This window comes from Mesorhizobium intechi (genome assembly GCF_002879535.1).
In the GTDB taxonomy this organism is placed as follows: Bacteria; Pseudomonadota; Alphaproteobacteria; order Rhizobiales; family Rhizobiaceae; genus Mesorhizobium; species Mesorhizobium intechi.
On sequence record NZ_PNOT02000298.1, the window covers coordinates 12,107 to 36,783 of the forward strand.

Annotated in this window: 25 protein-coding genes and 1 pseudogene; 8 read left to right on the forward strand and 18 right to left on the reverse strand. The window is 64.3% G+C overall.

Annotated elements, in window-relative coordinates:
• Positions 1-61 precede the first annotated feature (61 nt).
• The 9 genes from ftsH to ybgC all read right to left on the reverse strand — a co-directional run bounded on the left by ftsH (position 62) and on the right by ybgC (position 10,190).
• On the reverse strand, positions 62-1,990 hold the full coding sequence (gene ftsH, locus C1D09_RS25500) for an ATP-dependent zinc metalloprotease FtsH (protein WP_143976846.1): 1,929 nt from the start codon (positions 1,988-1,990) through the stop codon (positions 62-64).
• A 122-nt stretch (positions 1,991-2,112) separates the two neighbouring features.
• Entirely contained in the window at positions 2,113-3,480 is a 1,368-nt protein-coding gene (gene tilS / locus C1D09_RS25505; RefSeq protein ID WP_143976847.1) for a tRNA lysidine(34) synthetase TilS, read from the reverse strand.
• Between the two features lie 58 nt (positions 3,481-3,538).
• A complete protein-coding gene (gene ybgF / locus C1D09_RS25510) occupies positions 3,539-4,651 on the reverse strand; it encodes a tol-pal system protein YbgF (RefSeq protein ID WP_143976848.1) in 1,113 nt (370 codons plus the stop codon).
• A 212-nt stretch (positions 4,652-4,863) separates the two neighbouring features.
• Positions 4,864-5,370 (reverse strand): peptidoglycan-associated lipoprotein Pal, encoded by a 507-nt coding sequence (pal, locus tag C1D09_RS25515; protein ID WP_013892538.1) that lies wholly within the window; start codon positions 5,368-5,370, stop codon positions 4,864-4,866.
• A gap of 234 nt (positions 5,371-5,604) precedes the next feature.
• Positions 5,605-6,915, reverse strand: a complete 1,311-nt coding sequence (gene tolB, locus C1D09_RS25520) for a Tol-Pal system beta propeller repeat protein TolB (protein ID WP_143976849.1) — start codon at positions 6,913-6,915, stop codon at positions 5,605-5,607.
• Positions 6,916-6,956: 41 nt separating this feature from the next.
• A complete protein-coding gene (gene tolA, locus C1D09_RS25525; RefSeq protein WP_143976850.1) occupies positions 6,957-8,114 on the reverse strand; it encodes a cell envelope integrity protein TolA in 1,158 nt (385 codons plus the stop codon).
• A 7-nt stretch (positions 8,115-8,121) separates the two neighbouring features.
• The gene (gene tolR / locus C1D09_RS25530; RefSeq protein ID WP_027047494.1) at positions 8,122-8,574 is read right to left on the reverse strand and encodes a protein TolR; all 453 of its coding nucleotides are present in this window, start codon (positions 8,572-8,574) and stop codon (positions 8,122-8,124) included.
• 10 nt (positions 8,575-8,584) lie between these two features.
• Positions 8,585-9,295, reverse strand: coding sequence for a protein TolQ (tolQ, locus tag C1D09_RS25535; protein ID WP_019861737.1), 711 nt, complete (start codon positions 9,293-9,295; stop codon positions 8,585-8,587).
• 424 nt (positions 9,296-9,719) lie between these two features.
• Positions 9,720-10,190 (reverse strand): tol-pal system-associated acyl-CoA thioesterase, encoded by a 471-nt coding sequence (ybgC, locus tag C1D09_RS25540; protein WP_095772055.1) that lies wholly within the window; start codon positions 10,188-10,190, stop codon positions 9,720-9,722.
• Between the two features lie 134 nt (positions 10,191-10,324).
• On the opposite strand from ybgC, the gene C1D09_RS25545 reads away from it, so the two are divergent.
• Positions 10,325-11,575: a glycoside hydrolase family 5 protein gene (locus tag C1D09_RS25545; RefSeq protein ID WP_143976851.1), complete on the forward strand. Its 1,251-nt coding sequence runs from the start codon at positions 10,325-10,327 to the stop codon at positions 11,573-11,575.
• Positions 11,576-11,590: 15 nt separating this feature from the next.
• Here the strand turns inward: C1D09_RS25545 and C1D09_RS25550 are convergent, their stop codons facing one another.
• The 6 genes from C1D09_RS25550 to C1D09_RS25575 form a co-directional block, all read right to left on the reverse strand.
• Positions 11,591-12,487 (reverse strand): metallophosphoesterase, encoded by an 897-nt coding sequence (locus C1D09_RS25550; protein WP_143976852.1) that lies wholly within the window; start codon positions 12,485-12,487, stop codon positions 11,591-11,593.
• A gap of 158 nt (positions 12,488-12,645) precedes the next feature.
• Positions 12,646-13,683: a Holliday junction branch migration DNA helicase RuvB gene (gene ruvB / locus C1D09_RS25555; RefSeq protein WP_143976853.1), complete on the reverse strand. Its 1,038-nt coding sequence runs from the start codon at positions 13,681-13,683 to the stop codon at positions 12,646-12,648.
• 43 nt (positions 13,684-13,726) lie between these two features.
• Positions 13,727-14,347 carry a Holliday junction branch migration protein RuvA gene (gene ruvA, locus C1D09_RS25560; protein ID WP_143976854.1) on the reverse strand — a complete coding sequence of 207 codons (621 nt, stop codon included), beginning with the start codon at positions 14,345-14,347 and terminating at the stop codon, positions 13,727-13,729.
• 13 nt (positions 14,348-14,360) lie between these two features.
• A complete protein-coding gene (gene ruvC / locus C1D09_RS25565) occupies positions 14,361-14,873 on the reverse strand; it encodes a crossover junction endodeoxyribonuclease RuvC (RefSeq protein ID WP_143976855.1) in 513 nt (170 codons plus the stop codon).
• Between the two features lie 97 nt (positions 14,874-14,970).
• Positions 14,971-15,504, reverse strand: a complete 534-nt coding sequence (rcdA, locus tag C1D09_RS25570; protein ID WP_143976856.1) for a protease adaptor protein RcdA — start codon at positions 15,502-15,504, stop codon at positions 14,971-14,973.
• 367 nt (positions 15,505-15,871) lie between these two features.
• Positions 15,872-16,252, reverse strand: coding sequence for a cbb3-type cytochrome c oxidase subunit I (locus C1D09_RS25575; RefSeq protein ID WP_143976857.1), 381 nt, complete (start codon positions 16,250-16,252; stop codon positions 15,872-15,874).
• Positions 16,253-16,576: 324 nt separating this feature from the next.
• Between C1D09_RS25575 and C1D09_RS25580 the strand changes: the two genes are divergently transcribed.
• Positions 16,577-17,128 carry a DUF2269 family protein gene (locus tag C1D09_RS25580; RefSeq protein WP_143976858.1) on the forward strand — a complete coding sequence of 184 codons (552 nt, stop codon included), beginning with the start codon at positions 16,577-16,579 and terminating at the stop codon, positions 17,126-17,128.
• Between the two features lie 42 nt (positions 17,129-17,170).
• Here C1D09_RS25580 and C1D09_RS25585 read toward each other — a convergent pair whose 3' ends face one another.
• The 3 genes and pseudogenes from C1D09_RS25585 to C1D09_RS25595 form a co-directional block, all read right to left on the reverse strand.
• Positions 17,171-17,941: a sulfite exporter TauE/SafE family protein gene (locus C1D09_RS25585; protein ID WP_143976859.1), complete on the reverse strand. Its 771-nt coding sequence runs from the start codon at positions 17,939-17,941 to the stop codon at positions 17,171-17,173.
• A gap of 115 nt (positions 17,942-18,056) precedes the next feature.
• A pseudogene (locus C1D09_RS25590) lies at positions 18,057-18,785 on the reverse strand (class I SAM-dependent methyltransferase).
• Positions 18,786-18,867: 82 nt separating this feature from the next.
• Positions 18,868-19,326 carry an Lrp/AsnC family transcriptional regulator gene (locus C1D09_RS25595; RefSeq protein ID WP_143976860.1) on the reverse strand — a complete coding sequence of 153 codons (459 nt, stop codon included), beginning with the start codon at positions 19,324-19,326 and terminating at the stop codon, positions 18,868-18,870.
• A 133-nt stretch (positions 19,327-19,459) separates the two neighbouring features.
• Here C1D09_RS25595 and C1D09_RS25600 point away from each other — a divergent pair, with 133 nt between their 5' ends.
• The 6 genes from C1D09_RS25600 to trhA all read left to right on the forward strand — a co-directional run.
• Complete coding sequence (locus tag C1D09_RS25600) at positions 19,460-20,365, forward strand: DMT family transporter (RefSeq protein WP_143976861.1); 906 nt, start codon at positions 19,460-19,462, stop codon at positions 20,363-20,365.
• A 133-nt stretch (positions 20,366-20,498) separates the two neighbouring features.
• Complete coding sequence (locus tag C1D09_RS25605) at positions 20,499-21,146, forward strand: thiamine phosphate synthase (protein ID WP_143976862.1); 648 nt, start codon at positions 20,499-20,501, stop codon at positions 21,144-21,146.
• Between the two features lie 46 nt (positions 21,147-21,192).
• The gene (locus tag C1D09_RS25610) at positions 21,193-22,188 is read left to right on the forward strand and encodes a tetratricopeptide repeat protein (protein WP_425463430.1); all 996 of its coding nucleotides are present in this window, start codon (positions 21,193-21,195) and stop codon (positions 22,186-22,188) included.
• A gap of 513 nt (positions 22,189-22,701) precedes the next feature.
• Positions 22,702-23,268, forward strand: coding sequence for an elongation factor P (gene efp / locus C1D09_RS25615; RefSeq protein ID WP_032932086.1), 567 nt, complete (start codon positions 22,702-22,704; stop codon positions 23,266-23,268).
• Positions 23,269-23,292: 24 nt separating this feature from the next.
• On the forward strand, positions 23,293-24,093 hold the full coding sequence (locus C1D09_RS25620) for an inositol monophosphatase family protein (RefSeq protein WP_143976864.1): 801 nt from the start codon (positions 23,293-23,295) through the stop codon (positions 24,091-24,093).
• 100 nt (positions 24,094-24,193) lie between these two features.
• The coding region (gene trhA, locus C1D09_RS25625) for a PAQR family membrane homeostasis protein TrhA (RefSeq protein WP_143976865.1) at positions 24,194-24,677 on the forward strand (484 nt) is incomplete at its 3' end.

The window sequence follows — 24,677 nt, forward strand, 5'->3', positions numbered from 1 at the left end:
TCACGCAGCCGTTGGGCCGTGATCCTCGGGCTTGTCCCGAGGATCTGCTGTCGGCCCCGGCTCAGCTCGATGGCTGCGGCTCCATGCCGCCTTCGGGCTCGGGACCCTTCTTGCGGCGGCCGCCGGACTTCGGCACGGCCGAGCCGCGGCTGGGCGGCGTGTCGTCGCCGAGGTCGCGCGCGGGCTTCTCGCCGGCGATCAGCTGCTTGATCTCGTCGCCAGACAGCGTCTCGTATTCGAGCAGCCCCTGCGCCAGCGCGATCCATTCCTTCTTCTTCTTGGTCAGCACGGACTTCGCCGTCGAATAGGCCTCGTCGATCAGGCGGCGCACTTCGGCGTCGATGATCTGCGCGGTCTCTTCCGAGATGTTCTGCGTGCGCGCCACCGAATGGCCCAGGAACACTTCCTCCTGGTTGTCGCCATAGGCGACATGGCCGAGCTTGTCGGAGAAGCCCCAGCGCGTGACCATGGCGCGCGCCAGCTTGGTCGCCTGCTCGATGTCCGAGGAAGCTCCCGAGGTGATGTTCTCCTTGCCGAACTTGAACTCCTCGGCGACGCGGCCGCCCATCATGATGGCAAGGCGTGAGATCATGTATTTGTAGCTCATCGAATAGCGGTCGCCTTCCGGCAACTGCATGACCATGCCGAGCGCGCGGCCACGCGGAATGATTGTGGCCTTGTGCAGCGGGTCGGCCGACGGCACGTTGAGCGCCAGTATGGCGTGACCGGCTTCGTGATAGGCGGTCAACTCCTTCTCGGCCTGGGTCATGGCCGACGAGCGGCGCTCGGCGCCCATCATGATCTTGTCCTTGGCGTCCTCGAACTCGGCCATGGTGACGAGGCGCTTGTTGCGCCGCGCCGCCATCAGCGCCGATTCGTTGACCAGGTTCATCAGGTCGGCGCCGGAGAAGCCCGGCGTTCCGCGGGCAACGACCTTGAGGTCGACATTGGGCGCCAGCGGCACGTTGCGCACATGCACCTTGAGGATCTTCTCGCGGCCGACGATGTCGGGGTTCGGCACCACCACCTGGCGGTCGAAACGGCCCGGACGCAGCAGCGCCGGATCGAGCACGTCGGGACGGTTGGTGGCGGCGATCAGGATGATGCTTTCGTTGGATTCGAAGCCATCCATCTCGACCAGCAACTGGTTCAGGGTCTGCTCGCGCTCGTCATTGCCGCCGCCGAGGCCGGCGCCACGATGGCGCCCGACCGCGTCGATTTCGTCGATGAAGATGATGCAGGGCGCGTTCTTCTTGGCCTGGTCGAACATGTCACGCACGCGGGATGCACCGACGCCGACGAACATCTCGACGAAGTCCGAACCCGAAATGGTGAAGAACGGCACGTTGGCTTCGCCGGCGACCGAGCGGGCGAGCAGCGTCTTGCCAGTGCCGGGAGGACCGACCAGAAGCACGCCGCGCGGAATCTTGCCGCCGAGGCGCTGGAACTTCTGCGGATCGCGCAGGAACTCGACGATCTCTTCCAGATCTTCCTTGGCTTCATCGACGCCGGCGACGTCCTGGAAGGTGACGCGGCCATGCGCCTCCGTCAGAAGCTTGGCCTTCGACTTGCCAAAACCCATGGCCCGCCCGGATCCGGACTGCATCTGGCGCATGAAGAATATCCAGACGCCAAGGATCAGGATCATCGGCAGCCAGGAGATCAGGTAGCTGAACAGCGAATTGGAACCGTCGGTCTCGGGCCGCGCATTGATGGTGACGTTCTTGTCCTGCAGCCGCGAGACCAGTTGGGGATCGCCGGGCGAATAGGTCTGGAAACCGGTGGAATTGTCGGTGTAGGTGCCGGTGATGCGGGCGCCTGCAATGGTCACCGTCTTGACCCGGCCGGCCGCGACATCCTGCAGGAACTGCGAATAAGGCACATCGCTCGAAGCTCCGCGCGTCTGCGGCGTCTGGAACAGATTGAAGAGAGCGATGAGCAGGACCGCTATGATCGCCCAGAGCGCGAGGTTGCGATAGTTCGGATTCATCAATTGTCCCGTTGGCGTCCGCGCACGGACAGCATCATGAGAGGAAACTTGGGCCTAACATAGGGAGAGCGTATCCCCTTGCCAAGCAGAACAGCATGTATGGGTTAAGCTTTCGACCACCGTCAATCGGCACTGTGGCCGCCCAATGGCGAAGCGGGAAGCGGTGACGCGCCGATCAGTTCGGCGACGGCCAGCGCCGGCGCCAGATCGAAGGACGGCAGGAAGCGGGCAAAAGGCGACACGACCGGCCGCGCCGCGAACGCTGGCGATCCCGGTTCGCCCTGCGGCAAAGCAGGGTTTTCCAGGGCTTGCCGCAAGGCCGGTTCCGCGGCCAATGCTGCGCGCATCAGGCCTGCCGGGGTTTCCCCATCATCGATCGCCAGCCGTCTCGCTGCTGCCGCACCCAACGGTGCGATCAACAATGCGCCGCACCTGTCGTTCAATGTGATGTGGCGGCGGCCATCCCAAAGGGTGTCATCGACGGCGGTTGCGGCGGGCGGCAAACTCCGCGCCTCGCGATGCAGGAACAGACCGGTTCGCCGGAAATCGACCACCGTCCGCGACAATGTGGCGCAAAGAAATCCGGCCTTCAGCCGGCCCAACAGCGCGGCGCTGCGCGCCTGGTCCGGCAGGAAGGCAACGCCTCCGGCGGTGGCCAGCAGGATGCGCAACGCATAGTGGGTCGCCCGGTCGTCATCCGCGGCCAGCATTGCCGGATCAAGCCGGATGAGGCCCGTGCTCGGCTGTCTGGCGAAGCGGCGGATCAGGCCGGCGGCGCTTGCGCCGACCTGCCTGCGCTCGACGGCGGCCTGGCCGGCGAGCAGCAGTGCATTCTCCATAAGCCCGGCACTTTCCCCGGCAAGTGCTGCGCGCACGCGCGGCCGCTCGAAGGCCTCATCGGTATTGGTCGGGTCATCGGCCCAGCCGACATGTTCATGCCGCAAGAAATCGCGAAGCGCCGAGCGCCGCATCCCCAGAAGCGGGCGAACGATCCACTCGCGCCAATCATAGAGGGTGGCCGGCGCCATGCCGGCAAGCCCACGACCTGCGATCCCGGCAAGCTCGCGGTCGCGTGCATGCCGCATCAGCACCGTTTCGGCCTGGTCGTCGGCGGTATGACCGGTGACGATCAGGGGGATGCCTTCCGCGCGCGCCGCCTCGGCCAGCAGATGGTAGCGCGCTTCTCGCGCCGCCGCCGGCAGACCGGTCGATGGCTTGCGCCCAGACCACACCAGGGTGCGGTGGGCAATGCCGCGCTCAGCGCACAGCCTCGCCACGGCTTGCGCCTCGGCTGCCGAACCCTGACGCAAGCCATGGTCGATGGTCACAGCCAGCAGCTTCGCGGACGATGCGGTTCGGGCGAGATGCCGTTTGAGAAGGAGAAGCAGGGCGGTCGAGTCGCTGCCGCCGGACACGGCCGCAATGGCGCCGCGGGTAAAATCGATAGGCGAAAAAAGCCTGGTCGAAAGATCAGGCTCGGTGTCGAGCATCAACGCATGTCGTCCAAAAGCGGTCGCGGTCGTGGGACCAAGACATGCCCGGGAAAGATCAGCACGCAGCCAGGGCCTTCTCCTGCTTGACGCGTTCCTTGAGTGCATTGGAGATGTCGGGGTAGCGCTTGCCGACTTCGCTGAAGGTGGCGCAGGCGACGTCGTGCTGCTTGAGGCCGACCAGCGACACGCCGAGCTTCAACAGCATGTCGGGCGCCTTCTTGGCCTTGGGGTAGTCCTTGCTGGCGGCGAGGAAGACCTCGGCCGCGTCGCGGTATTTCTGCTGGCCAAGCAGCGATTCACCCAGCCAGTAATGCGCGTCCGCCGCCTTCGTATCGCGCGGGAAGCGCGAGATATGATCGCGAAAACCCTGTTCGGCGGTGCTGTAGTCGCCCGACAGGATGAACTGATAGGAATTGCGGTAGAGCTCTTCCGGGTCGTTGGTGGAAGGCAGCGCCGCGACGATCGTGCCATTGGACTTGCCGGCCTTGGACGGGGCCTTGGTGGCGGGAGCCGTGTCTTGCACCGGGGCGGTCGACTGGGTGTTGCCGCCGGCATCGATCACATTGCCGTTCTTGTCGACGGTGATGGCACCAAAGGTCTTCTCCGGGGCTCCCGTGCCGGGAATCACCTTGCCGGGGTCGCCATCGGGCGACTCCACGATGACGTCCTCGACCGTCTTGCCGCCGGCGGACTGATTACCGCCAGGCGCGGCGCCGGCATCGGCCGGAGCCTGGGTTGCCGGAGCCGCCGCCACGTCGGTGTTGGTGTCGGTGGTGGCGTCGGATTTCTTCTGCGCCGGAGGCTGTCCGCCTTGCGCGCCGCCCTCAAGCTGCTGGAAGCGGAACTCGTTGTCTTCCTGCTGCTTGCGCATCTGTTCCTGCATCTGCAGGATCTGGAAATTGAGCTCTTCGATCTTGCCGTTCATCTGGCGCAGCTGGTCTTCGAGCCCGGTCGCGCCGGCACCGTTCGACTGCTGCGCGAACTGGACCTTGTCGGGTTTCTTCTTGTCGCCGAAGAGGCTCGGCAACTCGATGCTCGGCAGATGGAAGGAAAAGCCGCTGTCGGTTGACTGCCCTGGGCCGCTTGCCGCCGGACCGCTTGCCAGGGCGGTGAAGCCTGATAGGAGCAGCGCCGCAAGCGTGCCGCTCAGAACCGATCTCAAATGCATGTGCCTCTCGCCGTGTGTCGTTAGTCTGTTCGCGCCTTCCAATCAGAATGGGACCAGCCAAGCGCCCTCGGCTCATAGCAGGACGCGAGACTTCGGCCAAATTTTGTTTCGGGCACCCGGATATGAAAAAGGCGGCCCGAAGGCCGCCTTTCGCGAAGCTGTGTTGTATTTTTGCCAGTCGGCGCGATCGCGTCTCCCGACGCGCGGCCGGCTCAGGAGCCGGCGCCGCTGAGAGTGGTGACGGCGCGGCGATTCTGCGACCAGCAGGAGATGTCGTCGCACACCGCGACCGGACGTTCCTTGCCGTAGGAAATGGTCTTCAGGCGGCTCGAAGCGACACCCTTGGAAACGAGAAAGTCGCGGGCGGCGGCAGCGCGGCGGGCGCCGAGCGCCAGATTGTATTCGCGCGTGCCGCGTTCGTCGGCGTGACCTTCGACGACGATTGCATATTGCTTGTACTGGTTCAGCCACTGCGCCTGGCGGGCGAGCGTGGTCTGCGCGTCGGCGCGGATCGAGGACGAGTCCGTATCGAAGAAGATCCGGTCGCCAATGTTGACGGTGAAGTCCTGTGCCGAGCCGGGCGTTGCCGCACCGGCACCGTTGAGGCCGAGATCGGCGGCGCTGTTGGGCGTCTTCTTCGAAGCGCAACCGGCAATGGCGAGCATCGCCACCAGCGCGATCATGACCGGGTTTCTGGTAAGTGCTGCGATACGGCCCATGCCGCCTCTCCTTCGCATTTCGAGTGATTTCGTTGATCACCCAGTAACCACGTTTGGGTTAACCGGCATTCAAGAAACACGGTTAAAATTTGGTTTAGGCCGCCCGTCCGCAACCTTTGATCGCGGGGCACAGTTGGCGCGGACCCTAGGCGGAAATGCGGCCAAAACGCGACGAAGGCATGGAAAAGGCGCCCAAACGGCCCCTTTTCAGCATGTGTGGCAATTCGGCCGACGCTATTCCAGCAAGGGCGACCAAGCGGGGTCCGACGCGAAGTTCGCCGTCGGGATCGGCTGCTCGTTGCGGCCGGTGAGGTCGACCGAAACCAGTTTCGGCCCACCATTGGAGTCGCGGAAGAACATCAGCACGCGGCCGTTTGGAGCCCAGGTCGGTCCTTCCTGCTGGAAACCGGACGACAGGATGCGCTCGCCCGAGCCGTCGGTCTTCATGACGCCGATCTGGAATTCACCGCCGGTCTGCTTGGTGAAGGCGATGAGATCGCCGCGCGGCGACCACACCGGCGTGGAATAGACGCCGTCGCCGAAGGATATGCGTGTCTGGCCCGAGCCGTCGGCGCCCATGACATAGATCTGCGCGCGGCCGCCGCGGTCCGAGGTGAACACCACCTTGCTGCCGTCGGGCGAATAGGAGGGTGAGGTGTCGATGGCGGTCGAGTTGGTCAGCCGCGTCGTCGAGCGGCTGCGCAGGTCCATGGCGAAAATGTTGGAATTGCCGTCGTCGCGCAGCAGGCTCATGATCACCTTCTGGCCGTCCGGCGAGAAGCGCGGCGCAAACGTCATGCCGGGGAAATTGCCGACCAGTTCGCGCTGCCCGGTCTCGATCTGCAGCAGATAGACCCGCGGCTGGCCGCTTTCATAGGACATGTAGGTGATTTCCTGCCGGTTCGGCGAGAAACGCGGCGTCAGCACGATCGAGCGACCGTCCGAGAGATAGCGGACATTGGCGCCATCCTGGTCCATGATGGCCAGGCGCTTCTTGCGCGCGTTCTTGGCGCCGGATTCGTCGATGAACACCACGCGCGTGTCGAAATAGCCCTTCTCGCCGGTCAGCCGTTCATAGATGGCGTCGGCGATGATGTGGGCGACGCGGCGCTGGTTGGCATCGTTGGCGAAGAACTGCTCACCCGACATCTGCTGTCCGGCAAAAGTGTCCCAAAGCCGGTACTGAGCACGGATGCGCCCATCGGCCTCCTTGCTGACGCTGCCGGTGACCAGCGCCTGCGCGTTGATCACCTTCCAGTCGTCGAAGCGGGGTGCGGCATCCGGGTTCGAGATCTTCTCGATGAAGGCGCTCTTGTCGATCGGCGCGAACAGGCCGGAACGCTTCAGGTCGGCCGTGACGATCTGGGAAATCTGCGCGCCAAGCGCGTCGCCACCCTGGAAATCCGTTACGGCGATCGGCAGCGGCTCGACATTGCCCTTGTTGACGTTGAGCTCGACGAGCGCCCATGCCGGCATGGGGACCACGGCCGTCATGCCCAGCGCCATGGCTGCAATCGTCAGGAGCGGCTTGAGGAAGGATCTCATATCTTCTCGCTTCTCTTCTTTTGATTGGTTGGGCGCCAGGCCTAGAGGCCGAGCATCTCCCTTGGATCGAAAGTGACCCGGATGTCGTTCCAGATGTCCTGCTTGCCGGCAGGAACCTGCAGGCCGGCTACGTCGCATTTCTGAACCGCGCGAACCGCGCTTTCATCGAACTGCCGGTTGCCGCTCGACTTTTCAACGGACGGACGGCCGTCGAGCTTGCCGGAATTGTCCAGGTTGAAGCGCACGACCACGACGAAATTCTCCGAGCCCTCGAGGCCGACAGGCAATGTCCAGCAACCGCCCAACTGGCTTTCCAGGGCGCCCTGTTCCGACTTCGACAGCTTCTGGCCCTGGTCCTTGTCGCCGCCGAGCGAGGCCTGCTGGGTCGAGCGCTTGGCGCCGCCGCCGGACGGCTTCTGCTTGTCCAGGAGCGCGGAGATCTCGTTGGCGTTGAACTGCTTGTCGTCGGATTTCGGTTTCGACGACGCTTCCTTGACCGGCTTGTCGGCATCCTTGCGTTCAGGCGCCTTGGCGCTTTCAGCCGGTGCCGGCTGCGGCTTCGGCCGCGCTTCAGGCGCGGGCGCCGAGCTCGGCAATTGCGTCTCTTCGGTCGGCGGATCCTTGGCTATGGCCTCGGCGACCGCGTCCGGCTTGACCTCGGGTGTCGGATCGATGGCGGCGGTCTTGTCTTGCTGCGGCGGGGTCGGCGCCGGCTTGGCCGGCGTCGGCTTCGGCTCGGTCTGCTTGACCGGCTCGGGCTTGACCTCTTCCTTAGGCGTCGGCGCCGGCGCCACTTCCGTCGCCGGAATGGGCTTCGGCTTTTCCTGCGGCTTCGGTACGTCCTCGGTCTTCGGCGTCTCCTTGGGAGTCGGCGCCGGCGGCGGGGCCGAGGTCATGTCGACCGGCTTCGGCTTGGCCTCCGGCGTTATCGGCTTGTCGGTGTCGACGCTGTTTTCGCCGACCTTCTGCGAAGCCGGCACGATATCCGGGCGCTGCGTCGGCAACGGCGCCGGCTTTTCATGCATCACGGCCTTCTTGTCGCCCTGCAAGGTCTGCGCGATGGCTTCCATAGGCACGATATCGACCGCAACCGACTCGACATCGGCGGACGGAAGCGCGGCCGGCGCCGAAAGCGTGAACAGGCCGAAGGCCAGCACCGCCGTGTGCAAGATCACCGATGTGGTGAGGCCGGTCTTCATCGCGCGTCTATTGATCCTGTTCCTGCAGCGAAACCAGGCCGATATTCTTGTAGCCGGCGGCCGAGATGCGGGCCATCACCTTCATCGCCGTGCCATAGTCGGTGGACTTGTCACCACGGATGAAGATGCGCTCCTCGTAACCGGTCTTCGAGATCGCCTGCAGCTTGGCCACCAGCTCTTCGATCGGGATCTCGGTTTCCTGGAGATAGATCTGGCCGGCGGCGTTGATCGAAACGGTAATCGGCTGGGTGTCGGCATTCATCGCCTTGGCCTGCGTGTCGGGCAGGTCGATCGGCACGCCGACCGTCAGCATCGGTGCGGCGACCATGAAGATGATCAGAAGCACCAGCATCACGTCGACCATCGGCGTGACGTTGATTTCCGACATCAGCCCATGGTGACGGCCGCGCCGCCTGTGGCCGCGTCCGCCGCGTCCCGCCATGCCTACGGACATACCCATCAGCTACTCCTCAGGCCTTCGGCGCGACTTTTTCATCGATTTGGCGCGAGAGTATGGCGGAGAACTCGTCGGAGAACCCTTCCATGCGCACCGCGAGCTTGCTCGCATCCGATGACAGCTTGTTGTAGGCGATGACCGCCGGGATGGCTGCGAGCAGGCCGATGGCTGTCGCCAGCAACGCCTCGGCGATGCCGGGTGCGACAACCGCGAGGCTGGTGTTCTTGGACCCGGCAATGGCCTGGAACGAAGTCATGATGCCGATGACCGTGCCGAACAGACCGATGAACGGGGCCGCCGAGCCCGTGGTGGCGAGGAAGCCGAGGCGGCCCTCCAGCTTCTCCATCTCCCGGGTCAGCGCCAGGTCCATCGCCTTGTCGATGCGGGTCTGCAGCCCGAGCGGCGTCTTGGCGCCTTTTTCGAAGCTCTTCTTCCACTCGCGCATGGCCGCGACGAAAATGGCGCCCATGCCTGAGGTTTTACGGTCGGCGAGCGTGCGGTAAAGCTCTTCCAGCGACTGTCCGGACCAGAAGACCTGCTCGAAGCGGTTCAGCGCAAGCCGCATGCGGCCATAGGCAACCAGCTTGTCGATGATGATCGCCCAGGTCCACACCGAGGCGCAGAGCAGCCCGATCATGACCAGCTTGACCACCCAGCTGGCCTGCATGAACAGCGCCCAAATCGACAATTGCGCGCCCGGTTCGGCGAGTGCGATATTTTCCATCGTTACGTCCTTAAGATTTTCCGGGCGAAGCTGGCGGCTGGCCCCTGGCATCCCTTGTGGTCGGTTCGCACGAAGCTACCGGACGCCCCAAACCGTGCCGTTAGCGGCCTTTTCAGGGCAAATATTGGTGAAAGGAAGGCGCTGGATGGCGCCAATCTTCACCAATCTCTTCATGAACCGTTATGGTTAAGGATGGGTTAGTGAATAAGGCGCGGCGCATTGCCGCGCCAGGCGGTCCGCCGAATCGGGCCGGCGCCAACTCATACGCCGTTCGAAGGTGGTTGAGATTGAGGCTGGGCCGAGTCGAAAACGGCGCTCCGAGAAGCGGAGCTTATTTTGGGGTACGTGAGCACCCTTCTATTGCGACGCGGTGGAACGGGGAAGCGCGGGAGAGCGCCGTTTTCAGGCCGGCATCGCCTGAATATCAGCCCACCTTGGGCATGAACGCCGCGACCCACTCCTTGGGAAAGCGCCGCGGCCGGCCATTCTCGCCGATGATCGCCGCCTCGACCTTGGCTTCGACCAGCACCTCGTCGCCGCGCTTGAGCTGCTGCGCCATGAAGATGCGCGCGCCGGAAATGGTGTCGGTGCGGGTGTCGACGGTCAGGATGTCGTCGATGCGGGCGGGGCTGCGGAAGTCGATCTCCATGCGGCGCACCACCCAGACGATCTTCTCGCCATGCTTGCCGTCGGCGAGTTCCGTGTGATGCACGCCGGTGAGCCTGAGATAGTCGGAGCGGCCGCGCTCGAGGAATTCGAGATAGCGCGCGTGGTAGACGACGCCGGAGAAATCGGTGTCGGCATAATAGACCCGTGCCATCAGCCGGTGGCCGAACGCCGTCAGCGCGCCGGAAAGCCCGGCCAACAGCGTCGCCGATTCACCATGATCGTCCATTGCGCTTCCTTTTTCAGTCGCGGCGAGGCACCTGTTCCGCGCGTGACCTGGAGCATGATCCCGAAAAGTGGCAACCGGTTTTCCCGGACGAACGGGCTTCCGTTTGTCCAGAGATCGTGCTCCAGAAACATCGGATGGCACTGTTGACGGCGATGATCAAGAGCTTGATGGCGGCGCTGCTGGTGCAGATGGCCTTGGCGCTGCCTGGTCAGGCAGCGACTTTTACGATGAAGCGCGGCCTCAATCTCGACCAGTGGGTCACCTGGCCCGGCGAAGATCAGTGGGGCGACGCCAGGACAATCCTGCCCTATCCGGAATGGCGCAAATTCCTCAAGGCCGACGATCTCAGAGCGCTCAAGGAAGCGGGTTTCGATTTCCTGCGCATGCCGGTCGACCCGTCGCCTTTCTTGTCCGACCAGACAACGGCGTTGCGTGAGGACCTTTATGGCAGCGTGCTGGACTCGGTGCGCATGATCAACCGCGCCGGCCTGAAGGTGATCGTCGACATGCACCTGATCCCGGCCAGCGGCAGCCGCGAGATCGGCATGGCGCAGGTGATGGACGATCCCCAGACCTTCGACCGCTACGTCGACACGGTGCGCAAGATGGCGCGCACCCTGGCCGGCGAAGATCCGAGTCAGGTCGCCTTCGAGCTCATGAACGAACCGATCGTCGACTGCGACAGCGACGGCACCAGCCTGTGGCCGGACCGCCAGCGCAAATTGTTCGGCGCGGCCCGCTCCTCGGCTGGGAAATTGACCCTGGTGCTGACCGGCGCCTGTTATTCCGCCGCTTCGGCCCTGGAGAAGATCGACCCCAACGCGATACCCGACGACAATGTCATCTGGACCTTCCACTCCTATGATCCGTTCCTGCTCACCCACCAGGGCGCGACCTGGGCCGGCGACTTTATCCCCTATGTGACCGGCCTGCCCTATCCGCTCGACGCCGTGCCGAAGGCTCAGCTCGATGTGACGCTCGACACCATCCGCGCGCGGATCAAGGCCGAAGCACCCTGGACACGGCAGAGCGGGCTGCTTGCCTATCTCGACGAACAGATCGCCAGCATGGACAGCCCCGGCAAGCTGCTCGGCCTGATGGACGCGCCGTTCAAAAGGGTCGAGGCATGGGCGAAGGCCAACGGCATCAAGCCCGAAAACATCACACTGGGCGAGTTCGGCATGATCCGCCAGGAATTCGGCGATGCCTATGTGATGCCGGTGCAGTACCGCGCCGCTTACGTCAAAGACATGATCGCTCGCGCCGAGGCGCATGGTTTCTCATGGTCGGTGTGGAGTTATGGTGGCGCTTTCGGCATCGTCGATGCCTTCAATGGCGACAAGGCCGAGCCGGATGTGATGGACGTGATCCGCTCGCTTCAATGAGCGCTGTTGTTCAAATCAGCCAAGGTCGATCTGCAGGACCTCCGGCCGCACGCCGAAACGCACCGGCATGATGCTGAAGCCGAGCCCGCCGGAGACGATCAGATTGCGGTCGTTCTCGACGACATGGCCGTAGGCGTAGCGGTTGCCGAAACGCGACGGCACGACGGGCGAATAGCCGAACAGCCGCACCTGCCCGCCATGCGTGTGGCCCGACAGGGTCAGAGAAACCCGCGACGGGACGGTCGGAAAAATATCCGGCTCATGGGCGAGCAGGATGATCGGCGCGGTGTCGCCGACCTTGGCCAACGTGCCGTCGAGGTCGTCGAGCCCCTTGCAGTCGTCGCCCCTCCTGGCCGGCAGCAGCGCCAGCTGGTCGGCAAGCCCGGCGATCCAGACGCCATGGCCATCCTTCTCCAGGCGCACGACATCGTTCTCCAGCACCGGGATGCCGACCTTTTCCAGGGCCTTGCGTGCGATGATTGGACCTGCGCCGGCGCGCTGCGCAAAACCGTCGCTCCACCAATCATGGTTGCCAAGAATCGACAGAACGCCGAGCGGCGCCTTGAGGCCCGACAGGGCGGAGGCCCATTGCGACGGCGTCACTGGCCCCGTCACCATGGGCATGCCGGCAATGTAGTCGCCCAGCAGGACGACGAGGTCCGGCTGCAGCGCATTCGCCTCTTCGGCGAGCGAAGCAATCCGTTCCTGGGTCATCCACGGCCGGCAAGCGTGGATATCGGCGAGCGCGACAACACGCAGCTTCAGGCCGTCAGGCCAGTGCGGCGGCGTCAGCGCGTAGCGCTTCACATGGGTCAACAGCATCGGCTCGATGCCGACCGCATAGGCGCCGAGCGCGGCAGCCGTCAGGAACGACCCGCCGATCAAGCGCAGGAACCCGCGTCTGGTTATCATGGATTGGCTCCCAGCCCCTCGATCGCGCGGTTTCCCGCACGCGTCCGATAAAATCCACGATTACGCCGGCAAATCGGCAAAGACGCGCAGATTTTACGCAGGACGGGTCACATATCGTTGATCAATGGTCTAGGAACCGGCGCCTGGACGCTTGGCGGCTATTCTTCCTGGAACAGGTTGATCTGCTGCTGCGCCAAATCCTTCGGCGCATCGAGGCCGAGATGGCGCCAGGCATTGGCCGTCAGCACACGTCCGCGCGGCGTGCGCTGGATGAAGCCCTGCTGGATCAGATAGGGCTCGATGATGTCCTCGATGGCGTCGCGCGGCTCGGACAGGCCGGCGGCGATGGTCTCGATGCCGACCGGCCCGCCGCCGAAATTGCGGGCGATCATCGAGAGATAGCGGCGGTCGAGCGCATCGAGGCCGAGCGCGTCGACCTCCAGCCGGGTCAATGCCTCGTCGGCGATCAGGCGATCGACATGGCCGTCGCCGGCGACCGAGGCGAAGTCGCGCACGCGGCGCAACAGCCGCCCCGCGATGCGCGGTGTGCCGCGCGCGCGCCGCGCGATCTCCAGCGCGCCGTCGTCGCCGAGCGGCATTTGCAGGATGCGGGCGCCGCGCCGCACGATCTGCTCCAGTTCCTCGACCGTGTAGAAGTTGAGCCGCACCGGAATGCCGAAACGGTCGCGCAGCGGATTGGTGAGCAGGCCAAGCCGCGTGGTGGCCGCGACGAGGGTGAAGCGGGCGAGGTCGATCTTGACCGAGCGCGCCGCCGGCCCCTCCCCGATGATCAGGTCGAGCTGGAAATCCTCCATGGCCGGATAGAGGATTTCCTCCACCGCAGGGTTGAGGCGGTGGATCTCGTCGATAAACAGCACATCGCCTTCTTCGAGATTGGTGAGCAGCGCGGCGAGATCACCGGCCTTGGCGATCACCGGTCCCGACGTCGAGCGAAAATTGACGCCGAGTTCGCGCGCCATGATCTGCGCCAGCGTCGTCTTGCCCAGCCCCGGCGGCCCGACGAACAGCACATGGTCGAGCGCCTCGTTGCGGCCCTTGGCGGCCTCGATGAAGATTTTGAGATTGGCCCGCACCGCGGCCTGGCCGACGAAATCGGCGAGCGTTTGCGGCCGCAAGGTCTGATCGGCATCCTCGCCGCGTTTTTCCGGAGCAATGAGACGGGGCGACAGGCTCATCCTGTCTTCCTTGCATATGGCAGGGAAACGAACAAGCGGGCCCTCACCGCGCCAGTTCCTTCAGCCCGAAGCGGATCAGCTTCGAGGCATCGGCGTCCTCGCCCGCCGTCTTCAGCGCCGCGGCCACCGCATTGGCGGCGGTGTCGCGCGAGTAGCCGAGATTGACCAGCGCCGAGACCGCGTCGGTGATCGGTGCCGCGGCGACCCCTTCACCGAGCTCCTGCTTCAAGCCGATCGTGCCGGTGGCGGCGCCCGCATAGGCGGGCGCCTTGTTCTTCAATTCGGTGACGATGCGCTCGGCCACCTTCTTGCCGACACCAGGCGCGCGGGAAACCATGGCGATGTCGCGCAGGGCGATCGCATTGGCGAGGTCGGCCGGCGCCAGCGTCGACAGGATGGCGAGCGCCACCTTGGCGCCGACGCCCTGCACATTGTTCATCAACAGCCGGAACCATTCGCGCTCCAGCGCCGACTGGAAGCCGTAAAGCCGGATCATGTCCTCGCGCACATAGGTCTCGATGAACAGCACCACCGCTTCGCCCGGCGAAGGCAGCGCGGCCAGCGTGCGCGCCGAACAGTAGGCGACATAGCCGACGCCATGAATGTCGACGAGGCAATGATCCTCGTCGATCTCGTCCAGCGTGCCCTTGAGCTTGCCGATCATGCCCAACAATTCCTCACGATGCCAATGCCGCCATCCGGTAGGCGGCGCTCTGGCGGTGATGCGCGTGGCAAATCGCGATGGCCAGTGCGTCGGCGGCATGTTCGGTGTCGAACGTCGCCTTGGGAAGCAGCACCTTCACCATCATGTGGATCTGCTTCTTGTCGCCATGGCCGACGCCGATGACCGCCTTCTTCACCGCATTGGGCGCGTATTCGGCGACAACCAGCCCGGCCCGCGCCGGCACCAGCATGGCGATGCCGCGCGCCTGGCCGAGCTTCAGCGTCGCCACCGCATCCTTATTGACGAAGGTCTGTTCGACTGCCGCCTCATGCGGCATTGCCGCATGCAGGACTTCGGCGAGCCCGTCATGCAATTGGCAGAGCCGCGTCGCCAGCGCCGCCCTGTCCTCGGAGCGCACGGTGCCGGACGCGACGAAGCGCAAGGAATTGCCGAGGCTCTCGACGATGCCCCAGCCGGTGCGCCTGAGCCCCGGATCAATGCCGATGATGCGAATCGCGTCCCCCATGCGGTCACTTTACCCTCTGGGCGGACAGCGATGCCAGCGAAATGTGAACAAACCGGAAACAGAGGTTTTGCTGGCAGGGAGAAGCTGTTGAGATCGCCTAGTTGCGGGCGAAGGCCGTGTTGAGCAGGCTGATCTGGTCGGAAACCGGATTGGGCCTGCGGCCCATGGGCTGCATGTCGACCACCGCGCCGGCGCCGTAGATCTCGTCGTCCATGCGGCGCACCAGCGCCTGCAGGCGAAGCGAGCGGTTGACCAGCTCGAGGAACTCCCCTGGCAGTTCGGCCCAGCCGGCGGCTTCGTCATGCGCGGAGGCGGTATCGAGGCGCACCTTGGACTTTTCCGAAGCGACCTGGTCGCGGGTCATCTCGCCGGAATTGGCCGCGCGCTGCAAAAGCAGCCAGGAGGCAACCTGCATCAGCCTGGTCGTCAGCCGCATCGATTCGGCCGCGTAGAGCGTGGCTGCCAGCCGTGACAGCTTCTTGGCCTCGGCACGGCCCTTGCCGTCGAGATACTCAGCCGCCTGTTCGACCAGCCCCATGCCTTCCTGGTAGAGCGGTTTGAAGGAGTGCGAAAAAACCCGACGTTCCGCCAGCTTGACGGTTTTCGCATTGCCCTTCGAAGGCTCGTTCATTGATACGCCCCTGCACTTGCAACCGGCCGATTCGGTTCACTGCCGATACACCCGGCACCCTATCCGACTGAAGCTTGAAAATGCGCTTTGCACGGGGTGAAGGCAAGCGCATGTTTAACAGAAGGTTAACGGCGAGCCGCCGCGCCAGGGTCCCCGGAATGCGGACAAAAAAAGAGCCGCGGATAAGGCGGCTCTCAGGAGTTTAACAGGGAGGCGTCAAACAAAGTGGCTCCAACCACTCGGTAAGAATCCAGATCACTGGATGCGCATACTAAACGCCTGTAAGCTTAATGAACCTTTAACGGCGCCGATGTTTTTTGAGCGAACGTCCCCCTTCTGTGCCGTAACAGCACAACATCAACCTCGTTCAGGCCTTCTTCCAGACGGCCGGCAGGGCGATGAAGGCAAACAGCAGCATGGCCGCGTAGAAGCCCATCGAAGACGCCGCCACCATCGGTTCGATCGCGGCATTGCCGGCAAGCAGGAAGTAGAGCCCGATCAGCAGGCCGATGCCGCTGATCGCCGTCAGCCAGAAATGGATGGTGGCCAGCGTCTTTTGTCCCACCGCCGGAAACAGATGGTAGAAGAAGGCGAAGACCGCCGACATCAGCCATCCGGCCACCATCGTGTGGGCGTGAGTCGGCATCTGGCCATGATCCTGGCTGATCGCCATGTGCAGGCCGAGCGCCATGCCGCACAGCGCATAGATGATGGCCAGCGTGAAGAAGTTCCGTGCTACCCCTTGCATAATGTCCCCTTGAATTGCCTCTTCCCGTTTGCGGGAATGGGTTGATTGTCAGGCGATTCCTGTCGCCGCCGGGCTCCCGGCATCGGCGTACCAGCATCGGGCAATGTTTCCGGACGATGTCGCGCCAACCCCTCCCGGCACTTCTTATGTTAGCAGAAACGAATCCGGGCATCTGCGGTCGTTGCAGGTTATGCCCGCGAAAAAGCAGCCGAAACAGAGCCGGGTTTTCTGCGACATCGTTCCGAAACACGCGCCGCGCTAAACGCCCGCTCCTCTGACGGCTGGCGCAGATCCGCTCCACCGCAAACCTACCGGGAGCAAGCCATGGACTGGTACTCGATCGTCAAATTCCTCCACGTCGTCTCGGCCATTTTGTGGGTCGGAGGCGGCTTCGTATTGTTCCTCCTCGGCGTGCTTGCCGAGCGCGCCGGCAACATCGAGGACAAGCTTCAGGCAATACGGGCTAGCGGGCAACTGGGCGGGCGTTTCTTCGCGCCGATGTCGATGCTGACCCTGATCTTCGGCCTCATCATGTGCGGCTTCTGGGTCGGCTTCTCCGACCTGTGGATCATGATCGGCCTGGCCGGCTACGCCACGACCTTCTCTGTCGGCATGTTAATCTTCAAGCCGACCGGCGAGCGCATGGGCGCGATGATCGCCAACGAGGGCATCACGCCAGCTGTTCTGGCCATCGGCCAGCGCATGATGAGCGCGGCACGCTTCGACTATGCGGTGATGCTGGTGATCGTCGCCGACATGGTTCTCAAGCCGACCGCGCGTGATATCGGCATCCTCGCCGGCATGGCGTTGGTCATAGCGGCGGGCGCTACGCTGGCTTTTGGCGGCAACCGTCGCCTTGTGCCGCGCGCCGCCTGATCTCCCCGACGGTGCGAGCGCCCGAACAGCCGCCTCTCCTGCCTACATCAGGCCGGCGAGGCCGTCCCACAACAGCTTCAGCGCCACGACCGCCACGGTCGCGTAGGTGAAGGGATAAAAAATCTCGGGCCGCATGCGCCGCACCAGCCAGGCGCCGGCGACAGTCGAAAGCGGCGCCAGCGGCATCAGCACGGCCGACGCCGTCAGGTTGGCGGTGTCGAACTGGCCGAGCGCGAAATAGGGGATGAGCTTCAGCGCATTGGTGGCGGCAAAAAAGATTGCGGCGGTGCCCGACAGGACCTTGGGGTCGAGCCGGATCGGCAGCGCGTAGACCTGGAAGGGCGGGCCGCCGACATGGGCGACGAAGCTGGTGAAGCCGGCGACCGTTCCCCAGATCGCCGCAGCCACGCGGTTGGGTTCGGCGGCGTGGTCGGCGCCATGGCGGAACTGCAGATAGAGCCAGCGCAGCACGAAAATGATGGCAACCGCACCGACGATCAGCCGCACCGCTTCCTCGGTGACCAAAGCCGCCGTCAGCCAGCCAAGGCCGATGCCGATGACGGCGCCCGGCATCATGTCGACCAGCATCTTGCGGTCATAGACGCCCCACCAAGTCCACACCGAGACAATGTCCATCAGGCACAGGATTGGCAGCAGGATGGCGGCGGCCTGCACCGGCGGCATTGTCAACGCCATCAGCGGCACGCCGACGAAACCGACAGCGCCGCCAAAGCCGCCCTTGGACAGGCCGACCAGAATGACCGCCGGAATGGCGGCCGCGTAGAACCACGGATCGAGAAGCAGGCCTGACATGGGGAGGGACTGGTCTGGAGGGAAGGCGTCAACGCCTCAATAGCCCAGAATTGTGCTTTGGGCGACTGCAAATCCGGACCGGTTGCCGAACACCTGCCAACGTCCGGCTCGTACCTTACCGCCGCGCCGAGACCAGCAGGAACATCGGCCGGTCGAGCTCTTCCGCCAGTTCCGGCCTGGCCGTGATCTGCGCGTCTGTCGGACAAAACTCCTCGACACGCTCGATCGCGAAACCGGATCGGATCAGCGCGTTCAACGTCGTGCCGATGGTGCGATGATGTTTCACCACGCCCTTGGCCAGCCAGTCGGTCTTGCGCGAGCCCTCCACCAGATAGCGGTCGACAGGCCATGTCCTGCGGCCTTCGGCATCGACCGCCCAGTCGGGCCTGGTCGGAGCCATGTAGATCGGATGCTCCGTCGAGAAGACGAAAAGCCCGCCGGGCGACAGCGCCTAGTGCACCGTCCTGAACAGCCGCGCGACATCCTCGACATAATGCAGCGCAAGCGAGCTGTAGGCGAGACTGAAGCTATCTTGCGGCAGGCTGAGCTGATCGAGGTCGGCCCGTTCGTAACTGATACCGGTGTCCGGGCCGACGGCCCTCGCCCGGGCCAGCATCTTCTCCGACAGGTCCAGGCCCAGGACATGGCTCGCGCCATGCTCACGCGCCCAGCGGCAGAACCAGCCGAAACCGCAGCCGAGGTCGACGATCCGCAAGCCGTCGAGGTCAGGCAGCATGGCGCGCAGCGCCGGCCATTCGGCGGCGCCGTCAAGGCCTTCGATCGACCGGCCAAGCTGGCTGTAGCCAGCGAAGAAATCCGGTTGGTCGTAGATATTCTGCGCCATGTCTTCCTCGTCTCTCGGCAAATCATCTGGCGGGCTGACATTTAGGGGAGTGATCGCGCCTGTCCACCACAGCCATGCGGAGTCACGACGAAGGCGAAGATGCAGCCCCGAGCGGCGGCGGCCGCCGCCGGATCGGCTGCGCCTTGATGATGGCGGTGCTGGTCTCGGCCTTGTCGGCAATGCGATCGAGAATGCCGTCGAGGTCGCCTATCGAGCGCACGAACAGTCGGGCGACGAAACAGTCGTCACCCGTCACCTTGTCGCATTCGCCGAACTCGGCGATCTCCTCGATCAGTTTCTGGACGATGTGCAGTTTGCCCGGCAAGGGCCGGATGCGTACGATCGCCTGCAGCGTATAGCCGAGCGCCAGCGGATCGATCTCGACTGTGAACGCCCGGATGACGCCGCGCTCCTCGAGCCGTCGCAGCCGCTCCGAAACGCTCGGCGACGACAGCCCGACCTGGGCAGCCAGCTCCTTCAGCGAGGTCCGCGCATCCCGCACCAGGATTTCGAGGAGTTTTCGGTCGAGATCGTCAAGCATTTCAGATTTCTCACAAATTCGCGAACGACGCTTAATATAATTAGGTCATACCTGCGTACATCCTTTCCAATCAGATGGAAAGTGCCCAGCTCGCATGAGATTATGCCGCCTCAAAATGGGCTCGGAGGCTATCATGAACGATACGGTACGTGGCACGGTCGAAATGTCGGCCGCAATGGCCATCCTCGGGACGATCGGATGGTTCGTCGTCATGTCCGGCCAGCCGATCATGGACGTGGTGTTCTGGCGCTGCGCGTTCGGCGCGGTGACCCTGCTGATCATCTGCGCCTGCCTGGGATTGTTGCGGGGCAGGCTGTCGCTGCGCGTCATTGGTCTCGCCGCGCTTGGCGGCGCGGCCATCGTCATCAACTGGCTGCTCCTGTTCAGCGCCTTCTCCCGCGCGTCGATCTCGATCGCCACCGCCGTCTACAATACCCAGCCGTTCATGCTGGTAGGCTTCGGCGCGCTTTTCTTCGCCGAACGGCTGACGCTGACCAAGCTGACATGGCTGGCAATAGCCTTCGCCGGCATGGTGCTCATCGTCGAGGCAGCGCCTGACGCCGGCGATGTCGGCACCAACTATTTCGCCGGCATCCTCATGGCGCTGGCCGCGGCCTTCTTCTGGGCCGTCGCGGCCATCGTCACCAAGAAGCTCAAGGGCACGCCGCCGCATCTGATCGCGCTGATCCAGGTCTGTGTCGGCGTCGTCATGCTGGCGCCTTTCGCCAATCTCTCGCGTTTGCCCGCCGACCCGTGGAGCTGGGCCATGCTGGCGACGCTCGGCATCGTCCACACCGGCTTGATGTACATATTGATGTACGGCGCCATCCAGAAGCTGCCGACACATCTGCAGGGATCGCTGTCCTTCATCTATCCGGTCGTCGCCATCCTGGTCGATGTCGTGGCTTTCGGCCATCGGCTGCATCTCACCCAGGTCGCCGGCGCCGCCGCAATCCTGGTGGCCGCCGCCGGCATGAACCTCGGCTGGTCCTTGTGGAAATCGAAACCGGTCACCGCGAGCCCTGAGCCGGTCAAGTAGGACAGGCACTCCTGCCGCCCGGCGGCCAGGAGACGCGATCCCGACTGCCCGCCTGTTCAAAGCGGGCAGTTTGCTCTATGCCGCAATCCAACCATCTTCGCCCGGCATAGGCGAAACCCGGGATCGAAGAACCATGAACGACGCCACACCCCCAAATCGTTGCCGCATCGTGCTGATCGCGCCGCCTGGCGTGCCGGTCGCCAGCATCGCCGCCGCGTTCGACGGCGGCGACGTCGCTTCGCTGATCCTGCCCGAAAACGGCATGGACGAGGTCTCCTTCCAGGCTTTCGCCGAACAGATCGTGCCGACGGCACAGGCGGCGGGCGTGGCCGTGATCATCGCCGGCGACACCCGCATTGCGGGCCGTGTCCAGGCAGACGGGATCCATGTCGAGGCGTCCAAGGCCGAACTGGCCGAAACGATCGACCATTTCCAGGCGAAGATGATGGTCGGCGCCGGCGGCGCCAAGAAGCGCGACGACGCGCTCGAGCTTGGCGAGACCCGGCCCGACTACATCTTCTTCGGCCGCTTCGGCTACGACAACAAGCCGGAGCCGCATCCACGCAACCTGTCGCTGGGCGAGTGGTGGGCGCAGATGATCCAGATCCCCTGCATCGTCATGGCCGGATCCGACCTGGCTTCCGTCGAGGACGTGGCCGCCACCGGCGCCGAGTTCGTCGCGCTGTCGAGCGCAGTGTTCGCCGACGGCGTCGATCCGAAAACCGCCGTGGCCCGTGCCAACGCGTTGCTCGACGAAACCGCGCCGCGCTTCGAGGACTGATGTGACTCCGGTAAGGCTCTCCCTTCAGGCCTTGCTTGCAGCGGTCATGATCCAGGCCGCCGCCGCCGAACCCATAGCCCCGCCACAGGCCAAGCCTGAAACCGGCGTACACACCGACAAGCCGATCGAAATGCAGCTGCCGCAGCCCGCCACCACGGCGGAGCCGGCACCGCTGCCGTCGGTCGACAGCATCAATCCCGACCGCTTCGGCGCCAAGCCGGCGGACGCGGCCTATGGCGCCTTCCAGCGCGGGCTCTACAAGACGGCCTATAATCTGGCGCTGACCCGCGCCCAGAATGGCGACCCCGCAGCGCAGACATTGGTGGCCGAGATCCTGTCGCGCGGGCTCGGCGTGCCGCTGAATGCGGCGGAAGCCTCGAAATGGTATGCGCTTGCCGCCGAACAGGGCGTGCCTGAGGCGCAGTTCCAGTATGCGCTGATGCTGCTCGACGGCCGTTACGTCAAGAAGGACCCGAAAGAGGCCTACGCCCTGATGCAGGCCGCCGCCGAAGCCGGCAACCAGCTGGCTCAGTTCAATTTCGCGCAGATGCTGGTCCAGCAGGATCCAGGCGACGCGGGCCTGACCAAGGCCGTTTCCTATTATGAGCGCGCCGCCGCGAGCGGCCTCGCCGACGCGCAATACGCCATGTCCCAGATCTATGCCAACGGCGTCGGCGGCAAGCCGCGCGACGACGCGCAGGCAAGACGCTTTCTGGCTCAGGCCGCGCGGCAGAACTACGACACCGCCCAGATCGATCTCGCCGCCTGGATGATCGAGGGCCGCGGCGGCGCCCGCGACCTGAAATCGGCTTTCGGCTGGACGAAGCAGGCAGCCGAGGGTGGCAACGTCGCTGCGCAGAACCGGCTGGCAAAACTCTACATGCAAGGCATCGGTACCGACCCTGACCTGGTGCTCGCCGGCGCCTGGTACATCGTCGCCCGCCGCGCCGGTCTCATCGACTCCGATATGGACGATTTCCTGCAAGGGCTGAGCGACGACCAGACCAAACAGGCCCTGCAGAAGGCGAACCGTTTGCCTTGACGGCGGTTGGTGGGATCATTGCGTGCGAGCGAGGCCTTGACGCGCTCGGCACCGAACGCCTCTGCATCATTCGGGCCGGTGCCAATCGCACGGACGCTCGGTCTGGCATGCCTTGGGTCCTCAGCCCCGGGCCTTGCGGCGCGCGGCATCCGCTCATTGTGGCGGCCGAAATCCAGGATCCGGCGATGCAGATGGAATGGGTCCGTCGGGCCATGCCTCATGCCGTTGCGGCTCGCGACGCGTGGACTTCCCGACGGCCCAGCGCTAGTCGATCTCGCAGGTGTCGACCTTTCATCACAGGTCGTGGCATTTGCGCTCGCCACACCTCAACCGGCTGGCGAAGGTCGTCGAGACCATTGCAAAGACCGTCGGCAAAGCCATCAAGATCGAGGCTTGATACCGGCTGACCGGCCGGGGCCGATCCGGCGTCCCTTGCCTCTCCGGACGATTTGTGGTCTTGGGAGCCCCTAAATCGCTAGTCCCGGCGAAAATCTCATTCCGGATCACCCCATCATGGCCAAGATCAATGGCAACGAAATCCGTCCCGGCTACGTCATCGAGCATGATGGCGGCCTGTGGGTGGCGGTCAGGACCAACACCGTCAAGCCCGGCAAGGGCGGCGCCTACAACCAGGTCGAACTGAAGAACCTCATCAACGGCACCAAGCTCAACGAGCGCTTCCGCTCGGCCGAGACGGTCGAACAGATCCGCCTCGACCTCAAGGATTTTTCCTTCCTCTACGAGCAGGACGACGCGCTGGTGTTCATGGACACCCAAAGCTACGAACAGCTCGAACTGAACAAGGATTTCGTCGGGGACCGTGCCGCGTTCCTGCAGGACGGCATGATGGTGACGGTACAGCTCTATGAGGAGAGGCCTATCGGCATTTCGCTGCCCGATCAGGTGACCCTGACCATCACCGAGGCCGACCCGGTGGTGAAGGGACAGACGGCGGCATCGTCCTACAAGCCGGCGGTGCTGGAGAACGGCATTCGCGTACTGGTGCCGCCCTTCATCGGCGCCGGCGAACGCATCATCGTCGACACCAACGAAATCACTTACGTGCGCCGCGCCGACTGACGCGCTGCAGCAGGAAGACATACGATGGCACGCTCAGCCCTTCTCAACGTCATGGTCCAGGCCGCAATGAAGGCCGGCCGCTCGCTGTCGCGCGACTTCGGCGAGGTCCAGAACCTGCAGGTCTCGTTGAAGGGACCCGGCGACTATGTCAGCCAGGCCGACCGCAAGGCCGAGGACATCATCTTTGCCGAATTGTCGAAGGCGCGTCCGGGCTATGGTTTCCTGATGGAAGAGCGCGGCGCGGTGGAAGGCGAAGACAGTCAGCACCGCTGGATCGTCGATCCACTCGACGGCACCACCAATTTCCTGCACGGCATTCCGCTTTTCGCCGTCTCGATCGCGCTGGAGCGCCAGGGCCAGATCGTGGCCGGCGTCATCTACAACCCCGCCATGGACGAGCTCTACACGACCGAACGCGGTGGCGGCGCTTTCATGAACGACCGCCGCCTGCGCGTGGCCGGCCGCATCAAGCTCGTCGACACGGTGATCGGTTGCGGCATGCCGCATCTGGGACGCGGCCACCATGGCAATTTCCTCGTGGAATTGCGTAACGTCATGGCCGAGGTCTCGGGCGTGCGCCGTCTCGGTTCGGCCGCGCTCGATCTCGCTTATGTCGCTGCCGGCCGCATGGACGGTTTCTGGGAAACCGGCCTGTCGGCCTGGGACATCGCCGCCGGCCTGCTCCTGATCCGCGAAGCCGGCGGTTTCGTCTCCGACATGGACGGCGGGCAGGACATGCTGGACAACGGCTCGGTGGTCGCGGGCAACGAGGTCATCCAGCGCGCGCTGCTGAAGACCGTGAAAAAGCCCCTGGCACCCCGCTAAAGCCTCCCGCCGCATTGAACCGCCGCAGTCGCAAAACCGCCACCCGAGCTTGAAATACTGCCCGGCGGTTGCCCAGATATGGGGTGACGCAGGACGATCGATGACCAATATCCCGCCGCAATTCGAAATCCCCTTTGTCGGGCGCTGGCACTACTCCCGCGCGGAGATGATCGCCGACGGCATTGTCCACGCTGTCGGCATCGTGCTGGCGATCGCGGCCGGCTCGGCATTGCTGGCGCTGGCGGCGTCTCGCGTCGGACCTGGCGAGTATATCGCCGCCGCCTTCTATGTCGTGTCGCTGCTAACCGTGCTCTCGGTGTCGCTCGCCTACAATCTGTGGCCGGTGACGTCACCGGCCAAATGGGTTCTGCGGCGCTTCGATCACGCCGCGATCTATCTTCTCATCGCCGCCACCTACACGCCATTCCTGGCCCAGCTCGACGCTTCGCCGCTGGCCCGCTGGATGATCGTGCTGGTCTGGATCGCGGCGGCCACGGGCATCGCCATCAAGGTGTGCTTTCCCGGCCGTTTCGACCGGCTGGCGATCGTCTTCTATCTCGCCATCGGCTGGAGCGGCATCGTCC